This is a genomic window from Arsukibacterium sp., from assembly GCF_036735525.1.
Classification (GTDB): Bacteria; Pseudomonadota; Gammaproteobacteria; order Enterobacterales; family Alteromonadaceae; genus Alishewanella.
Map to the genome: position 1 here is coordinate 1 of NZ_DAINOE010000038.1, position 16077 is coordinate 16077.

18 protein-coding genes are annotated in these 16077 nt (G+C 50.1%); 10 read left to right on the forward strand and 8 right to left on the reverse strand.

The features are described 5' to 3' along the window. The 3 genes from V7D78_RS09215 to V7D78_RS09225 form a co-directional block, all read left to right on the forward strand. On the forward strand, positions 1 to 123 hold a 123-nt coding region (locus V7D78_RS09215), incomplete at its 5' end, for an RHS repeat-associated core domain-containing protein (protein WP_333608188.1). A 24-nt stretch (positions 124 to 147) separates the two neighbouring features. Then, a complete protein-coding gene (locus V7D78_RS09220) occupies positions 148 to 510 on the forward strand; it encodes a hypothetical protein (protein WP_333608156.1) in 363 nt (120 codons plus the stop codon). Continuing rightward, on the forward strand, positions 497 to 1060 hold the full coding sequence (locus V7D78_RS09225; protein ID WP_333608157.1) for a hypothetical protein: 564 nt from the start codon (positions 497 to 499) through the stop codon (positions 1058 to 1060). The genes V7D78_RS09220 and V7D78_RS09225 overlap by 14 nt, the downstream gene beginning before the upstream one ends. A 142-nt stretch (positions 1061 to 1202) precedes the next feature. Here V7D78_RS09225 and pgi read toward each other — a convergent pair whose 3' ends face one another. Together pgi and tal are read right to left on the reverse strand one after the other, a co-directional pair. Further along, the gene (pgi, locus tag V7D78_RS09230; RefSeq protein ID WP_333608158.1) at positions 1203 to 2834 is read right to left on the reverse strand and encodes a glucose-6-phosphate isomerase; all 1632 of its coding nucleotides are present in this window, start codon (positions 2832 to 2834) and stop codon (positions 1203 to 1205) included. A gap of 17 nt (positions 2835 to 2851) precedes the next feature. After that, positions 2852 to 3802 (reverse strand): transaldolase, encoded by a 951-nt coding sequence (gene tal, locus V7D78_RS09235; protein ID WP_333608159.1) that lies wholly within the window; start codon positions 3800 to 3802, stop codon positions 2852 to 2854. Positions 3803 to 4088: 286 nt separating this feature from the next. Between tal and V7D78_RS09240 the strand changes: the two genes are divergently transcribed. From V7D78_RS09240 to arfB, 4 genes are all read left to right on the forward strand, one after another. Beyond that, positions 4089 to 5693: a tetratricopeptide repeat protein gene (locus V7D78_RS09240; protein WP_333608160.1), complete on the forward strand. Its 1605-nt coding sequence runs from the start codon at positions 4089 to 4091 to the stop codon at positions 5691 to 5693. Between the two features lie 73 nt (positions 5694 to 5766). Next, complete coding sequence (gene yaaA, locus V7D78_RS09245; RefSeq protein ID WP_333608161.1) at positions 5767 to 6543, forward strand: peroxide stress protein YaaA; 777 nt, start codon at positions 5767 to 5769, stop codon at positions 6541 to 6543. An 81-nt stretch (positions 6544 to 6624) separates the two neighbouring features. Continuing rightward, positions 6625 to 7923, forward strand: coding sequence for an inosine/guanosine kinase (locus V7D78_RS09250; protein WP_333608162.1), 1299 nt, complete (start codon positions 6625 to 6627; stop codon positions 7921 to 7923). Between the two features lie 5 nt (positions 7924 to 7928). Next, positions 7929 to 8345, forward strand: coding sequence for an alternative ribosome rescue aminoacyl-tRNA hydrolase ArfB (gene arfB / locus V7D78_RS09255; RefSeq protein WP_333608163.1), 417 nt, complete (start codon positions 7929 to 7931; stop codon positions 8343 to 8345). Positions 8346 to 8369: 24 nt separating this feature from the next. Here arfB and dbpA read toward each other — a convergent pair whose 3' ends face one another. From dbpA to ygfZ, 5 genes are all read right to left on the reverse strand, one after another. Continuing rightward, the gene (dbpA, locus tag V7D78_RS09260) at positions 8370 to 9749 is read right to left on the reverse strand and encodes an ATP-dependent RNA helicase DbpA (RefSeq protein ID WP_333608164.1); all 1380 of its coding nucleotides are present in this window, start codon (positions 9747 to 9749) and stop codon (positions 8370 to 8372) included. Between the two features lie 68 nt (positions 9750 to 9817). Then, positions 9818 to 10138 carry a bactofilin family protein gene (locus tag V7D78_RS09265; RefSeq protein ID WP_333608165.1) on the reverse strand — a complete coding sequence of 107 codons (321 nt, stop codon included), beginning with the start codon at positions 10136 to 10138 and terminating at the stop codon, positions 9818 to 9820. Positions 10139 to 10146: 8 nt separating this feature from the next. Next, positions 10147 to 11097, reverse strand: a complete 951-nt coding sequence (locus V7D78_RS09270; protein ID WP_333608166.1) for a M23 family metallopeptidase — start codon at positions 11095 to 11097, stop codon at positions 10147 to 10149. A gap of 252 nt (positions 11098 to 11349) precedes the next feature. Then, on the reverse strand, positions 11350 to 11835 hold the full coding sequence (locus V7D78_RS09275) for an FKBP-type peptidyl-prolyl cis-trans isomerase (RefSeq protein WP_333608167.1): 486 nt from the start codon (positions 11833 to 11835) through the stop codon (positions 11350 to 11352). Positions 11836 to 11849: 14 nt separating this feature from the next. Continuing rightward, on the reverse strand, positions 11850 to 12812 hold the full coding sequence (gene ygfZ, locus V7D78_RS09280; RefSeq protein WP_333608168.1) for a tRNA-modifying protein YgfZ: 963 nt from the start codon (positions 12810 to 12812) through the stop codon (positions 11850 to 11852). Between the two features lie 169 nt (positions 12813 to 12981). Here ygfZ and V7D78_RS09285 point away from each other — a divergent pair, with 169 nt between their 5' ends. Next, positions 12982 to 13233, forward strand: coding sequence for an FAD assembly factor SdhE (locus V7D78_RS09285; protein ID WP_333608169.1), 252 nt, complete (start codon positions 12982 to 12984; stop codon positions 13231 to 13233). Next, a complete protein-coding gene (locus V7D78_RS09290) occupies positions 13220 to 13654 on the forward strand; it encodes a protein YgfX (RefSeq protein WP_333608170.1) in 435 nt (144 codons plus the stop codon). The genes V7D78_RS09285 and V7D78_RS09290 overlap by 14 nt, the downstream gene beginning before the upstream one ends. On the opposite strand, the gene nadB is transcribed toward V7D78_RS09290, so the two are convergent. Then, complete coding sequence (nadB, locus tag V7D78_RS09295; RefSeq protein ID WP_333608171.1) at positions 13607 to 15241, reverse strand: L-aspartate oxidase; 1635 nt, start codon at positions 15239 to 15241, stop codon at positions 13607 to 13609. The two genes, V7D78_RS09290 and nadB, sit on opposite strands and share 48 nt — an antisense overlap. A 209-nt stretch (positions 15242 to 15450) precedes the next feature. Between nadB and rpoE the strand changes: the two genes are divergently transcribed. Continuing rightward, complete coding sequence (gene rpoE / locus V7D78_RS09300) at positions 15451 to 16026, forward strand: RNA polymerase sigma factor RpoE (RefSeq protein WP_333608172.1); 576 nt, start codon at positions 15451 to 15453, stop codon at positions 16024 to 16026. Positions 16027 to 16077: the final 51 nt, after the last annotated feature.

The following is a 16077-nucleotide window of genomic DNA, read 5'->3' on the forward strand; positions in this document are numbered from 1 at the left end:
CAATACTGGGATGCCGAAAAGCAAAGCTGGTATAACTACTTCCGGGATTATGATGCGACCTTGGGCAGATACCTGCAGTCAGACCCGATAGGGTTAGCGGGTGGGTTGAATACTTATGGGTAAGTTGGGGGGAATCCGATAATTTTTGTGGATGAATATGGGCTATATAGAAAAACAGTTAATGTTGCCTGCTTTGGTGCGGTGATAGGCGCTTTTGCCTTGGATATGTGGGGTGTGAGAAGTGCTGTTGTTGGGGCTAGCGAAAACCCATATCAAAAAGAGGTGGACAAAATGAATGAGCAGCTCACTAAGTGGAAAGAAGAAGCAAAACAATACACCGATACAACTCAAAAAATGAGATATCAGCAAGCTTCAATCCATGTAGGAACCGTACGTAATGAGTTTGCAATTAAATCTACAGAATGGAACATTGAGAATAGCTTTGGCGGTATACCGGGTGTAGCAGGGCTGGCGCTAGTTACAGCAGGAGCAGCGTGTGGATCATTCTAAAAAAAACAAGACAACTGCATGGTCTATTAGACTTCTGGGCTACTTCTTATCAGTATTTTTTTTCAGTCTGGCATTGTTGCACTTTAGCCCAGGCAGCCGTTTTGCTGTGCAAAGCTGGTTGATTGGGCTGGATAACGACTTTCAACAAAGTCTGTTTAGTATCGCCGGGGGCAAATACTTTATTCATAACTATGAAGACAGCTTATCGTTACACGTCAGCATGGTGCACAAGCTGCCCACACGTTATTTACGCGATATGATTTTCTGGTCACGGTTAAAGCCAGGAATGTCATTTGCGGTAGAGCCCCTACAGCAGAATGAGTATGGAGTGGAGTTCATTTTTATAGAAAATAATCCTGAGTTTTATGAATTAACTATTTCTCTACCCAATAGGGAGAAAATTTGTTTAAAGGAGTTTGCAGTTTGGAGGATTGTTTTTGAAGATACTCCAGCTACGCCAAATTATGTTGCAGTGAATTTTGAATACCAAGTAAGTTTCAATACAGATGATACTAAGCGCTGGCAACTCCTCGAGAAAGCATGTAGTTAACCAGGGTGAGATTACGAGTGGTCATTTAATCACCACACTCATACCAGCTTCCATGCCCGGCAAAAAACCGCCTTTAGCATAAAACAAAAACACCGCTGTTATCACTAAAAGCGGTGTTTTTTTATGGCCAGCGCTATCGTAGTTAACCCTTGGCGACTAAAAACTGTTTAATCAGTGCGCTGGTTGAACTGTCGAAGTCGCTGCTCTGGCCGTTACTCAGGCTCTGATAGATAGGGCCGGATAACTGCTTGCCGAGCTCAACGCCCCATTGATCAAAACTGTTTAGCTGCCAAATGGCGCCCTGACAAAAGACCTTGTGCTCATATAAGGCAATGAGCGCACCCAGATAATAAGGTGACAACTCTGGCAGTAACGGCGTATTGCTGGGTTTATCACCGGGCGACACTTTATGCGGCGCTAAGGCAGCGGCTTGCGCGGCACTCATGCCTTGCGCCAGGCATTCGTCGGTGGCTTCTTGCAGCGTTTTACCCTGCATTAACGCCTGACTTTGCGCAAAGCAATGCGCGGCTAAGCGCTGGTGCTGATCGGTTAGCTGATGCGCTGGCTTTAACGGCAGAATAAAATCGGCCGGAACCGCTAAAGCACTTTGGTGTAACAGCTGATGATAGGCATGCTGGCCATTAGTACCGGCATCGCCCCAAATGACCGGCGCTGTGCTGTAATCCAGCTGCTGACCGCTTCTGTCTACCTGCTTGCCATTACTTTCCATATCCAGTTGCTGCACGTAACTGGGCAGCAGGCGTAAATAGTGGCTGTAGGGCAGTAGCGCCTGCGCCTGACAACCAAAGCCATTGATATACCAGACGCCCAGTAAGGCCAAAATCACCGGCATATTGCTGTTAAAGGGCGCACTGAAAAAATGCTGATCCATCGCTTCGGCACCGCGCAGCAATTGCTCAAACTGGGCATTGCCAATCATCAGCGCTATTGGCAGGCCTATGGCCGACCACAGCGAATAGCGGCCGCCGACCCAATCCCACATCGGCAAGATATGTTCAGGCACTATGCCAAATTCGGCCGCGGCCTGAATATTCGACGAGGTGGCCCAAAAATGATGTGCAATGGCGGCGCTATCGGCACCGTTTTCGCTAAACCACTGGCGCAGCGCCAGCGCATTTTGCTTGGTTTCCTCGGTGCCAAACGATTTAGAGGCTACTACCACCAGGGTGGTCGCCGGGTGTAATGGCTTGATGATATCACTCACCACAGCGCCATCAATATTACCGGCAAAGTGCAGCTTAACCGGGCTGCAATGATAAGGCGTCAATGCCTCCACTGCCATTTGCGGGCCCAATAACGAACCGCCAATACCCACCCAGACCAGATCGGTAATAGGCTTACCCTGATAGCCCAGATACTCACCCTGATGTAGCTGCTGAATAAGCGCCGCCATCTGTTGGCGACAGGCGGTAATTTGCTGGCCAATATCTTCGCCATTCAGCGTTAAGCCTTCTACCTGTTGCTGGCGCAAGCGGGTATGCCACACCGCACGCTGCTCGGTGTTATTTAAATTCGCGCCACTTTTTAACTGCGCCAGTAACGGCTTAATCTGGCTTTGCACCGCTAATTGCTGCAGTGTTTGCCAGCTTTGCGCATTGAGCAGGTTTTTCGAGTAATCAAGCGTAATACCACAGGCTGCGACGCTAAAACGCTCAGCCCGCTGCGGATCGGCGGCAAAGGCCTGACGCAACGTGCCTGGCTGGCGCTGCTGACTGGCCAGGGCAGTCAGACTGTGTAAAAAAGTGGCGGACATGATTTTTCCTTTTCGGCCTATAAAGCGGCAGCAATGACCTGCTCTAATTTACGTTGATCAATGGCAAATTTACGAATGCCCTCGGCCAGCTTCTCGGTGGCCATCGCATCTTCATTCAGGGCCCAGCGAAACGCCTGCTCGCTTAAGGCTGCCGGCTTAGCGTTGCTTACGCCGTTATCTTTTAAATGCACAGCCAAAGCCCCTTGTTGCTGGCTTAATTCGTCCAGTAAAGCCGGGCTGATGGTCAGCCGGTCACAACCGGCCAGCGCCAGCACTTCGCCGATATTGCGGAAACTGGCGCCCATGACGATGGTGCTAAAACCATGGGCTTTATAAAAGCGGTAAATCTCGCGCACCGACAATACGCCAGGATCCGTCTCGGCGTTATAATCCTGGCCCGTGCTGGCTTTGTACCAGTCTAAAATACGCCCGACAAAGGGCGAAATTAAATAGACACCGGCATCGGCACAAGCCTGAGCCTGGCTGATATGAAACAGCAACGTCAGGTTACACTGAATACCTTGCTGCTCCAGCACCCGGGCGGCCTGAATACCTTCCCAGGTCGAAGCAATTTTAATCAGGATGCGATCAGGCGTGACACCATTTTGTTTGTATAACGCCACCAGTTGCAGCGCTTTATCAATGGTAGCGGCAGTATCAAAAGATAAACGCGCATCCACTTCGGTCGATACCCGGCCCGGAACCAGCTTGCTGATAGCGGTGCCAACATCGACAGCAAATTTATCGCAGGCCAGCGTTAGCTGCGTCTGTTGATCGCTGGCATTGGCTTTAGCGTAGTGTACTGCAGCATCCAGCATTGGCTTGGCAAAGGCCAGCTGGCTGGCGTTGAGTAATAATGAGGGGTTAGTGGTGGCGTCTACCGGCCGGAACTGCTCAATAGCGCCCAGATCGCCGCTGTCTACGACCACAGTGGTAACCTGCTTTAACTGGCTTAATAAATCATTCATATTGTTTTATTACCATTATTTGTGTCGCCAGATGGCGATGATGGGTTTAAAATCGTTATTTTGTAGGAATATTACTACAAAATATTGAGTTGCGGGCAACTTACGCTGAAAAAGATTGCACCTGTTGCGCTTAGTTACTATATTGCCCCCTTTAAAGCGCCCCAGGCTATCAGCGCTTACAGCTAGTTTTTTCAGCCATGAGGGTTGCCCTTTGCATCTATGATGGCTAGCGCTGTGTTCCCACGATACGTGGCTTTAATACGTTTGATCTTAGTACAGGACGGCAATGATCTATCCAAAACAATTTTATCAAAGCAAAAAAGTCCTGCTAATTGAAGATTGTGAACCGGTTCGTGCTGCCATCAAGGGTATGTTGCAACAAATTGGTTTCAATCATATTACTACCGTAGCTGATAGTACCTCGGCTCTGCAACAGGCCGCCGCTCAGAGTTTCGATTTTTTTGTTGCCGATTATCAGCTTGGTGTCGGTAAAGATGCCTTTCAGATGTTCCGGCAACTGCAGCAACAAAGCCATCTTAAAACGGGGGCTTGTTTTGTTATTATCAGTGCTGAAACTGTGCGCCAGCCAGTGTTTGGCCTGGTAAACGGCTTACCCGATGCCTATTTGCTAAAGCCATTTTCTTATCTACAGCTGGAAAAACGCCTGGGCAAGGCGCTGCAAAGTATTCTGGCGTTGCGAAAAGTCAGCAAGGCGCTCGTTGAGCATAATTACTCTGCGGCGATAGAGCAAGCCGACGAGCTGATTAAACAGCAACCGGTTTATACCCTTTTGGCGCTGCGTTATAAAGGCGAGTCTTTATTGGCAGCGGGACAGCATGAGGCCGCCTTCAGTTTGTATAGCCATATCTTGCAGCAACGCGATTTTAGCTGGGCAGCGCTGGGGCAGGCGATAGCCTTATTTAAGCAGCAACAATTTGAGCAGGCCGAGAGCTTGCTGCTTGCGTTAAGCAAACGTGAAGAATGCCGGCTTGATGCATTAGACTGGCTTTGCCGCTTGTATATGCAAAGCCGTCGCTTTGACGACTTGCTGCCTGAGTTGCAGGAATATGGCCGGCAAAGTAAGCAAAATGCTTTAGTGCAGCAGTTGCAAGCCGAACTAGCAGTGCTGTTGCAACAAGCCGATGCTGGTGCTTTGTGGGAAAAATACATCAGCCAGTATCGTTTTTCAGATTTTGACAACAGTGCTGTGTATCTGGCATTAGCGCGCTGGCAGCTGGCCAATTTAACCCGCTGCGACTTAGCGCAATTCAATACCCAGCGCCAGGCGTTGTTAGAGGTGTTAAACAGTATCCCGCAACGCTTATTAAGCGAGTGTGCTATACCGCAACAGTTATTACTTAGCCACTTAGCCTTACTGAGCGGTGACAATACTGACGCCGTGCGGCTGTGCCAGGAACTGCAGGCTGATCAGTTGCCGCTGTTATGCCGTATTGATTTGGCACGTTTGCACTTTGCCTTGGGCCGGGCTGATAATGCCGAGCAAATTTTGGCCGAAGCCCAGCAAGCGCCGGCTGAGCGGCCAGCGTGCGCACAGCAATTAGCCGATTATTTGCTGCCATTGCAATTAGAGCAGGCGGTCGAGGAACTTCAACAAAGCCGCTTGCAGTTACAGCAGTTAAGCAATGAGGGCAGCCAGCAGTTACAGGCAGCTAAACCAAAGGCGGCGTTACTGGCATTACGTCAGGCGTTTTTACTGATGCCCGCCAATACAGGTATAGCGCTAAACCTGTTACAGGCCTTGTTAGCCTTAGGGCCACATAAGGCACTGGCCCCATTACAACAGAGCGTGCTGCAATTGCTTGGTACCTTTAAGCTAAATAGTACCCAGCAACAGCGTCTGGCGCAAATGCAACAGCAATTAGCCCAGTAACACATCAGTGTAATTATCAATGCATCAGTCAGCGCAATACTAGGCTCTGATTGACCTGAACCGGAGTAAGCCTATGTTAATGGTCATCTCTCCTGCCAAAGATTTGGATTTGGAGCCTGTAACCTTGCCACTTGCGGCCAGCCAACCCGACTTGCTGCAACACGCGCAGCAACTGGTGGAGATTTGTCAGCAGTTAAGCCCGGCGCAGCTGTCGTCACTGATGCATATCAGCGATAAACTGGCTGGCTTAAATGCTGCCCGTTTTGCGCAGTTTCAGCTGCCTTTTACTGGTGAAAATGCTAAGCCAGCCCTTTTTACTTTTAATGGTGATGTGTATCAGGGCTTACAGGCCGAAAGTTTAACCAAGGCCGATCTGGCGTTTGCTCAACAACACCTGCGCATTTTAAGCGGCCTTTATGGCGTGCTCAGGCCACTGGACTTAATGCAGGCCTACCGGCTGGAAATGGGCACTAAGCTGAGCAATGCCAAAGGCAGCGATTTATATCAGTTCTGGCAGGGGCAAATCACCGAGCGTCTGAATGCGCAGCTAGCGGAGCTGGGCAGCAGCACTTTGCTTAATCTGGCTTCGCAAGAGTATTTTAAAGCGGTTAAGCTTAAAGCCTTACAGGCGAGGGTAATTACGCCGGTGTTTAAAGACTTTAAAAATGGCCAGTATAAAATTATCTCGTTTTATGCCAAAAAAGCCCGTGGCCTGATGGCGCGTTACGTGATTGAACAGCGGCTAAGTCACCCGGAGCAGTTAACCGCCTTTAATGTTGCCGGTTATCGTTACGCTGTAGAGCAGTCGAGCGAGTTAAGCCCGGTGTTTTTAAGGCAACAAGCAGAATAATCGGCAACAAACACAGAAGGCGCTTAGGCTTTGCCAACATTTTTGCTAAAATGCTGGCTTGTCTGTCGTTGAGCGAACCACATGAAATTCCCTGGCCTGCGTAAAATAAAACATTATTTCCCGGTATCTCAGCCTAAACCGCAATTACCCAGCTTTGAGGTGCGGCCGCAACTGGATACCTATATCGTTGGCCTGGATCAAACCATAGTGGACGTGGTGGCCAGTGTTAGTGACGACTTTTTAGCCAAGCATGCTATCCCTAAAGGCTTATCCAACCTGGTTGCACATGACAAAGCCAATCAGATTTATCATGAGTTGGTGAGTCAGCAGGCGATATCAGACCATTTTGCCGGTGGTACTATTGGCAATACCATCCACAATTACTCGGTATTGGCCGATGACAAATCTGTGTTACTGGGCGTGATGTCAGCCAATATCGCATTGGGTTCACCGGCCTATCATTATGTCTGCCACACCAGCTCTAAGGTAGACATGAACCACCTGCAAGGCGTGGCCGGTGACATTGGCCGGGGTATTACCATGATTACCCCGGATGGCGAGCGTACTTTTGTGATTGATCCCAGTGACATGGATCAGCTGTGTGCCGATTATATACCTACTGCTATTATCGCCGGGGCAGCTGCTTTTGTGGTCAGTGCCTATCCGCTGCGGGCCACGGGCCAGCCTATTCAGCAAGCGATGCAAAAAGCGCTGGCCGATGCCAAAGCCGAGCAGGTGCCAGTGGTGATGAGCCTGGGTACCCGCCACCTGGTGGAGGAAAACCGGCAGCTTATTCTTGAAACCATCGAGCGCTACGTTAACGTGCTGGCGATGAATGAGCTGGAAGCCGAAGCCCTGACCGGACACGCCGACCCGCTATTGGCGGCCGAGGCGATTTTAGAGCTGACCGATATGGTGCTGATTACCGCCGGTGCCGATGGCCTGTATTTATGTGGCTACAGTGATGAAGCGGCCAAGCGCGAAAGTACTAACCCGATAAAGTCCGCCAGTTTGGCCGATTTTAACCTTTATGAGTTCAGCCGGCCTATGCTCAGGCGCGACTGTCAGCAGCCGCTGAAAGTGTACTCGCATATAGACCCTTATCTGGGTGGTCCGGAGCGGATTAAAAATACCAATGGTGCTGGTGATGGCGCGCTGGCAGCTATTTTACATGATATGGCGGCTAACCATTTCCATAAACAGCTACAGCCGTTATCCAGCAAGCATGAGCAGCCCTATCTGGCCTATTCGTCCTTTGCGCAGCTGTGCAAATACGCCAATAGGGTGAGTTATGAAATTCTGGTGCAGAATGCCCCCAGACTATCAAAGGGCTTACCCGAGCGCGAAGACAGTCTGGAAGAAGCTTACTGGGAGCGCTAGCGCGGGTGATAGCCATAAGCAGCGGGATTGAGATAGCAGAGCAGGAGCTGGAGTGGCAATTTATCCGCGCTTCCGGCGCCGGCGGCCAGCATGTCAATAAAGTCTCTACCGCGGCCCAGCTGATCTTTGATATCCGCGCTTCGTCGTTACCGGCGTTTTATAAAAACCGCTTACTGGCCAGGGCTGATCATCGCATTACCCCCAGCGGTAAAATCATCATTAAATGCCAGCAAAGCCGCAGTCAGGAATTTAACCGCCAGCAGGCGCTGCTGCAGTTTATTGAGTTAGTTCAGGCTGCTGGCGTGGTAGCCAAAAAACGCTACGCGACTAAACCCAGCTATGGCAGCCAGCAAAAGCGACTGGACAGTAAAAAAAAGCGCGGCAGTACCAAGCAGTTACGCCAGACAAAAGCCGACAGCTAAACCACAATCCAGCCAGTGCTTTCGCTACAGTCGGTACACCCGGAATTGCCGGCCTTTAATCGGACCTGCTTGTAATTGTTGCAGCGCTTTTTTGGCGACCGCCTCGGCCACCGCGACAAAGGCCCGATTTTCCTGTAGCTGAATTTTACCAATCTGCGCAAATTCCAGCGCATTATCGCGGGTTAAGGCACCAACGATATCAGCCGGGCGCAGTTTTTGCTTTTTACCGGCTTCAATTTGCAAGGTCACCATGCTGGGGCGCGCCGGACGTTGCTGGCCGTTTGCCGCGGGCAACGGCATCGCTTCAAAGCGGCTGCCAAAGTGATCTTCTATTAAGCCCAGCTTAAAGCCGTCCTGCTCACCTACCAGACTGATGGCCATACCCTGACTGCCAGCGCGGCCAGTGCGGCCAATGCGGTGCACATGAGTATCGACATCGTGCGCCAGCTGATAATTCACCACCAGATCCAGTTTTTCAATATCCAGGCCGCGGGCCGCCACATCGGTTGCCACCAGCACACAGGCGCTGTTATTGGCAAATTGCAACAAGGTCAGATCGCGGTCTTTTTGCTCTAAATCGCCATGCAGGGCCAATACACTAAAGCCTTGCTGTTGCAGCTGCTGATACAGCTCCTGTGTCTCTCGCTTAGTATTACAAAACACCACGCAGCTGGTCGGTTGAAAATGCAGCAGTATGCCACTGACAGCCGCCGGGCGCGATGAGCCAGCCTCCAGCTGGAAAAACTGTTGCTGAATGCTTTGCTCATTATGGATGCTGGCCAGTTGCACGCTTAACGGCTCGGTTAAAATAGTCGAGGCCAGCTGCTGAATATCTTTCGGGTAGGTGGCACTAAACAACAAGGTTTGACGTTGTGCCGGCGTGTTGCTGATAATGGCGGTAAGAGCGTTACTAAAGCCCATTTCCAGCATGCGATCGGCTTCATCCAATACCAGGTTTTTTAACTCGCTTAAATCCAGCCGTTGCTGCTCTAGATGATCTAAGACCCGGCCTGGGGTGCCAACAATTATATGGGCGCCATGCTCCAGCGAAATAATCTGGCTGCGCGCCGGTACACCGCCACACAGCGTTAAAACCTTAATATTGTGAATATTGCGTGCCAGGGTGCGAATATCGGTTGCTACCTGATCGGCCAGCTCGCGGGTGGGGCACAATATCAGGCTCTGCACCCGAAAACGTTTTACGTCAAGCTGCGCCAATAAGCCCAGCGCAAAGGCCGCTGTTTTGCCCGAGCCGGTTTGTGCCTGAGCAATAAGATCGCGTCCAGCCAAAATTGCCGGCAGACTTTGCGCCTGAATCGGCGTCATCTGCTGAAAATTCAGGCTGTCTAAAGTGGTCAGTAACGAGGCTGGCAGGCCGAGGCTGGCAAAAGATGTTGGAGTCAAAACGCTTGTCCTGTGTTCAGGTCGCAGCAGGCGGCACGCCTGCTGACAAAGCGGCATTATAGCAGAATTTACTCAGTTTTGTTTTCTAAGCGCAGTTCCGCATTATCGTCAGCGTCATCTTCGTGCTGCAATAACTTTTCTTCAGCAACCGGTTGGGTTTCGCCTCTGAAACTGCCGCCTTTTTCAATAGTTAAATCATTACTATGAATGACACCTGAGGCACGGCCACTAGGTAAAATCTCGACGGAGTGGGCGTAAAGTTCACCATCGAAACTGCCATTAATAATGACTTTTTCGGCGCTGACTTCGCCTTTCACTCTGCCAGAAGCACTGATCACTAAGGTGTTTTCGCTGTTAATTTTGCCCTCAACCAGGCCATCAACCTGCATAGTTCCTTTTAGTCGGAGGATTCCGTAAATTGCGCATCCCTCAGCGATGACAGTTGTAGTTGCGTGCTTGCTTTGGTTTGCAGCATTGTTACTAAAGAATCCCATTTAATACTCCTCTCTTTTTCGAACACCAGGTCAAAATTTGCATACTCCCAATCCATAAAACTCTGCGGATTTAATGATCGATCAAGAAAATGAATTTCGTAATGCAGATGGGGAGCGGTGGAATCTCCGGTATTACCCACAGTAGCAATCAACTCCCCCTTGTGCACAAAATGGCCATTCGCTACTTTAAATTCATCCAGGTGCGCATATAAAGTAGAGAAACCAAAAGCATGACGGATTTTCAGTAAATTGCCATAACCATTACTACTGCGCCTTACCAGCTCTATAACGCCATCAGCAGGGGCATAAATAGGGGTGCCACGATTGGCCGATAAATCAATGCCATTATGATGTTTTTGCTTACCGGCAATCGGGTGGGTGCGCAACCCAAAACGCGAAGAACGGCGCTCAAACTCCAGCGGCGAGCCATTTGGCACCAGTTGTAGCATGGCCATGCGGGCGCTGGAGGTGACCGTAGCAGTATCCAGCCGATCTTCTAGATTTTGTGGCATGGATTGCTCCAGGCCAAGCGATAATTCGATTTCGCCCAGACGGTTACTGACCAGCAACATTTCGTCCTGTTTCACCGTCAATTCATGTTGCAGCAGTTCGCGCGTTTCACTTAGTAAGGCAATTTCTTGTTTTAAATGCTCTGCCTGAACTGCCAGCTCATGCTGCTGTAGACGGGTGTTATCGACGGTTTTTAGCAGGTAATCAATAATAGCAGCAGTGATTAGCACACTAAACAGCGTCAGATAGAGTCCTATCACAGCATTGCGTTTAAACAGCTTACTGATGCTGTAATGACGGGTGCCGTTAATGCTCGAAATCGAGATAGTGATACGATCTTTCATCAGACTGGTTCGTTTTGCTCTATAAAGGCTAGTGATAAACAGCTGCTAAAAATATGTGTCTTTGTCGTGAGTGTCAAGCAGTTCGTCGCTAGGCCCTGTGCTCAATGGCGCGTTAGCGCCTTTGCCATGCAGCTCGCGGCCTTGAATTTGCTTACTATCGCAGAAATAAATTTGTGGCGTAACAAAAACAAACCGCAGCGGCAGGCTGCGGTTTCTAAGCTAAAAGTATTAGCTGTTTATCGAGGGGCATTTTTAATGGCTGGCGTGGCCGTCAATGCCATGCACATGGCCATGTGCCAGTTCTTCTTCTGTGGCATCGCGCACCAGGATCACTTCAACATCAAAACTCAAATCGATGCCAGACAGCGGGTGGTTGCCATCTACTACCACTTCATCGTCGGTCACTTCCAGGATAATCACTGGCTGTTCACGACCATCCTGGCCAGAGGCGCGAAAGCGCATACCGGCAGAGACTTCCATACCTTCAAACATGGATCTTGGCACCGCTTGCACCAGTTGATCATGGCGTTCACCATAAGCATCGGCTGCTGCAATGGTGCTGCTAAATTTATCGCCGGTATTTTTACCGGCCAGCGCCTGTTCTAATCCTGGGATCAGGGCGCCATGGCCGAATAAGAATACCAGTGGTTCGCCGCCGCTGGAGGAATCAAGCTCGTTGCCCGCTGGATCCTTAACGGTGTAATGCATAGCAACGACTTTGTCCTGAGAAATGGTCATGAAAAACCTCTTTATTAAATGGCATAAGGTAAGGGTTGCAGCGACAGAGTAACCTCAGTGTCTGCTGCTAACCGCAAGGTGTCTGCCGGGGTTATGTCATTAGGCAGTACGGCAATTAACCAGAGTTGGTTATTAATATTGACTGCGTTGATAACCTGGCCAATCCGGCGCCAGTGTTGTTCCAATTTTAGTTCAAGTTCAGCGCCGGCAGCAGGCTGTTCGTCGCTATCAGCACACAAAATAAAAGCGGCTCTTTTGTTACCGCCGCGGTATTTCAGGCGGGCGACGGTTTCCTGGCCAATATAACAACCCTTGGTAAAGCTAATTGCATCAAGCGCCTGCAAATTTAGCATTTGCGGGACCAGCTGGCCACATAAGGGTTGCTCCAGATAGCTAAAGCCCAATTGTATATGACGGCGCAACCATAATGGCGGAGCCGCTAACGGGTAGTCGGCCGTTAGCCAGCTATCCGCCAGCTGGCGCGGCACAATCAGCAAATGGTGGTCTTGCGCCAGGCGCAATAAACAGCCTGCAGCACTGCGGCTTAACCCGCCATCGTTAGCGGGTATGCTAAAGCCCAGCTCTGCCGCCAGCTGTGTGGCTTGCTCGCCACCCAGGCCAAACACTACCTGCTGGCTGTCATCAAAACTGACTTTAGCAAAGACCCCGAATTTTTTCCACTGTGGTACCGAGGCTTGCAACTCCTCACGGTGGGCTACCAGTAATAGCGCATCTTCGGCCGCACATAAGTGAAATATCGACCACATTTTTCCTTTAACATCACAATGGGCGCCACGTAAAAAGCGGTCATCGGTGAGCTGGTTAAGATCGCAAGTGGTTTGGCCCTGTAAAAAGCTGCGGTTATCGGCGCCGTTGACCCGTAATACTTCAAAACCGGGCAGTGGACATAAGTAAGCCCCCTGAACCTGATTGGATAAGCGGGCGTATTGTTCTGCAGTAAGCCAGGATGTGTGCATAGAGTTGATTACCTTAAGCGCTTTTCTGGTAAGATTGGGGCGTACCGTTAAAGCTCAACCCCATTTTACAAATTTGTCTGAATGACTGGGTTATACTAGCTTGGTTAACATAGTTTTTGCCACTATCTCTGCGGTGTAAACCGGCAATAGTGAGCAAACAGGAGAGGTAATGAGCGAATTAATGATTAAACCCCGTTTACGCTGGGCCTGCCGTCGGGGCATGCTGGAGCTGGATGTGTTGCTGGCGCCTTTTGTCGAAGAAGGCTACGATGCGTTAAGTTTGCAACAAAAGCATGACTTTGAGCGTTTGCTGGCCTGTGATGATCCCGATCTCTTTGCCTGGTTTATGGGCCACAGCCGCTCAACAGATGCAGCGATACAGGCCTTAATAGCGATCATTCTGGATCGTGTCCGGGTCTAGTCTGGCGTTAAAGCGCTCTAGCTATAAGCGTGGCCTGCTGCTGTTGGCCGGGCTTGCTGTATTGTTGGTGTACAGCCAGCTGCCGGTAACGGGTATCGGTTTTTGGTTGTCACTGCCCTTGTTAGTACTCAGTTATTATTTGCTGCTTCAGCGCTGGCAGCAACCCCCCTGTGCTCAGGCCTTATTGCTGCAGGACAATGGCGGCATTAGCTGGTTGCAATCTGCGTTGCCCTCAGGGCAATTATGCTCACCTTGTCTGATAAGTCAGTATGCGATTGTGCTCACCTGGCATACGGAACAGCGGCAACGTCAGCAATATTGGGTGTGCCGGGATGAGTTATCCGAACAGGATTACCGGGCATTAGCCCGGCAATTACAATGCTGGCGCTGGCAGTTTGCCAGGCAACAAGCCGGGACTTAACACGCTGGGGCCAGCGTCGGGCAATAAATCCGGGTAATCCAGATTATAATGCAGGCCCCGGCTTTCACGCCGTAACATGGCGCAGCGAATAATAAGCTCAGCCACCTGCACTAAATTGCGTAACTCCAGTAAGTTATGGCTAAGGCGGAAGTGGCTGTAGTAATCATGAATTTCCTGCTGAAGCAGCTCTACCCGGTGCAAGGCGCGCTCCAGTCGTTTATTCGTGCGCACTATGCCCACGTAATCCCACATAAATAATCGCAACTCATGCCAGTTGTGGGTAATCACGACTTCTTCATCAGAATCGCTGACCCGGCTGTCATCCCAGGCGGGTAACTGCGGTATAGGCTCAAACTGAGCCAGTTGCGAGAGAATATGCTTAGCGGCAGCCTGCGCAAACACCACGCACTCCAGCAATGAATTAGACGCCATGCGGTTAGCACCATGCAGGCCGGTGTAGGCGACTTCGCCTACCGCGTACAAATTAACAATGTCGGTCTGGCCATTTAAGTTGGTCATTACGCCGCCACAGGTATAATGCGCGGCAGGCACTACAGGTATAGGTTGCTTGGTAATATCTATACCAACACTTAAGCACTTAGCGTAGATGGTGGGAAAGTGCTCAATAATAAAATCTTTCGGCTGATGACTGATATCCAGATAAACACAGTTGGCACCCAGTCGCTTCATTTCATAGTCAATGGCTCTGGCGACGATATCGCGCGGGGCTAATTCGGCTCTGTCATCAAAGTCGGGCATAAAACGGCTACCATCGGGCCGGCGTAAATAGGCGCCTTCACCCCGCATCGCCTCAGTAATTAAAAAATTCGGGGCATCCGGATGATACAAGCTGGTCGGGTGAAACTGATTAAATTCCATATTCGCTACCCGGCAGCCGGCCCGCCAGGCCATAGCAATGCCATCACCACTGGCGACATCAGGGTTACTGGTATACAAATAGACCTTGCTGGCGCCGCCGGTGGCCAATGCCATACAGCGTGCCCGGATACTTTCTACGCGAGAGGCGGTTTTATTCCAGACATAGGCGCCATAACAGCGTTTAGGATCCAGCCCCAGCTTACGGCCATTAATCAGATCTATAGCGTTGTAGTTTTCCAGCAACTGAATATTCGGGTGCCGTTTTACCTGATCCACTAGCGTGATTTGTACCGCCTGACCAGTCGCATCAGCCGCGTGTAAAATGCGTCTGTGGCTATGCCCCCCCTCGCGTGTAAGGTGATACTTCAGGCTGCCATCGGTATCCTGGTATTGATCAAAAGGCACGCCCTGCGCAATTAACCACTCCATCGCGGCTTTGGCGTGTTCTGTAGTAAATTGCACTGCGGCTTCATCACACAGGCCCGCACCCGCCACCAGCGTATCATTGACATGAGAGGCAATGCTGTCGTTTTCATCAAACACCGCCGCTATGCCGCCCTGAGCATACAGGGTAGAGCCTTCGCGTAATGGCCCCTTACTCAGCACCAGCACCTTAGCCTGGGCGGCCAGTTGTAACGCCAGCGATAAGCCCGCGGCACCGCTGCCAATAATTAAAACGTCACAAAGATATTCTTTTGATTGTGTCATGCGATACACTTAGCTCACTTTCAGGCAAGGTTATATAACAGTAGTCTGGTACTGCTATACCGATCGTTCAGGCTGCAGGATCATGCTATTGTAGCGTTTTTGTCAAACTTAGCAGAACTATTTATTCAGCTTGTAGTCAGACACAGTACGCTTGACTGGCACCAACAGTATTCAGACCTTACCAGCATTAACAGGGGACAGGCTCAAGCATGAGCGAGCAAGAATTGGATTGGCAGATAGTCCAGCGGGTACAACAAGGCGATAAAGCTGCCTATAATGTGTTGGTGAAAAAATATCAGCACCGGATCGCGAACTTAATTTCACGTTATGTCTCTAACCATGGTGACGTAGCGGATGTAGCACAAGAAGCCTTCATCAAAGCATATCGTGCTATTCCGGGCTTTCGTGGCGAAAGTGCGTTTTATACCTGGCTTTATCGCATAGCGGTAAATAGTGCAAAAAACTATCTGGTTGCCAATAGCCGTAAACCACCGGCAACAGATGTCGATGCCCAGGATGCCGAATATTTTGAAGGCAGTGATTCCTTAAAAGAACAGGACTCGCCAGAGCATTTGTTATTGTCGAATGAAATACGACAGGTGGTGTTTGCTACTATTGACAAATTGCCAGACGAATTAAAAACCGCCATTACGCTGCGTGAGCTCGAAGGCTTAAGCTACGAAGAGATTGCAGAAGTAATGGCTTGCCCGATTGGTACGGTGCGAAGCCGGATCTTTCGGGCGCGGGAAGCGATTGATGCTCAGTTAAAACCGCTGATTGACTAATTTTATTAGTCAGGATAATTGGCTAAGCAAACATGAAGTTTTGATTAAACA

Coding starts and splice junctions, on each gene's coding strand:
- tal (WP_333608159.1), bottom strand. CDS start 3,802: ATGAATGATTTATTAAGCCAGTTAAAGCAGGTTACCACTGTGGTCGTA.
- V7D78_RS09285 (WP_333608169.1), top strand. CDS start 12,982: ATGAGCGAATTAATGATTAAACCCCGTTTACGCTGGGCCTGCCGTCGG.
- yaaA (WP_333608161.1), top strand. CDS start 5,767: ATGTTAATGGTCATCTCTCCTGCCAAAGATTTGGATTTGGAGCCTGTA.
- nadB (WP_333608171.1), bottom strand. CDS start 15,241: ATGACACAATCAAAAGAATATCTTTGTGACGTTTTAATTATTGGCAGC.
- V7D78_RS09265 (WP_333608165.1), bottom strand. CDS start 10,138: ATGCAGGTTGATGGCCTGGTTGAGGGCAAAATTAACAGCGAAAACACC.
- V7D78_RS09275 (WP_333608167.1), bottom strand. CDS start 11,835: ATGACCATTTCTCAGGACAAAGTCGTTGCTATGCATTACACCGTTAAG.
- V7D78_RS09270 (WP_333608166.1), bottom strand. CDS start 11,097: ATGAAAGATCGTATCACTATCTCGATTTCGAGCATTAACGGCACCCGT.
- pgi (WP_333608158.1), bottom strand. CDS start 2,834: ATGTCCGCCACTTTTTTACACAGTCTGACTGCCCTGGCCAGTCAGCAG.
- V7D78_RS09250 (WP_333608162.1), top strand. CDS start 6,625: ATGAAATTCCCTGGCCTGCGTAAAATAAAACATTATTTCCCGGTATCT.
- rpoE (WP_333608172.1), top strand. CDS start 15,451: ATGAGCGAGCAAGAATTGGATTGGCAGATAGTCCAGCGGGTACAACAA.
- ygfZ (WP_333608168.1), bottom strand. CDS start 12,812: ATGCACACATCCTGGCTTACTGCAGAACAATACGCCCGCTTATCCAAT.
- V7D78_RS09240 (WP_333608160.1), top strand. CDS start 4,089: ATGATCTATCCAAAACAATTTTATCAAAGCAAAAAAGTCCTGCTAATT.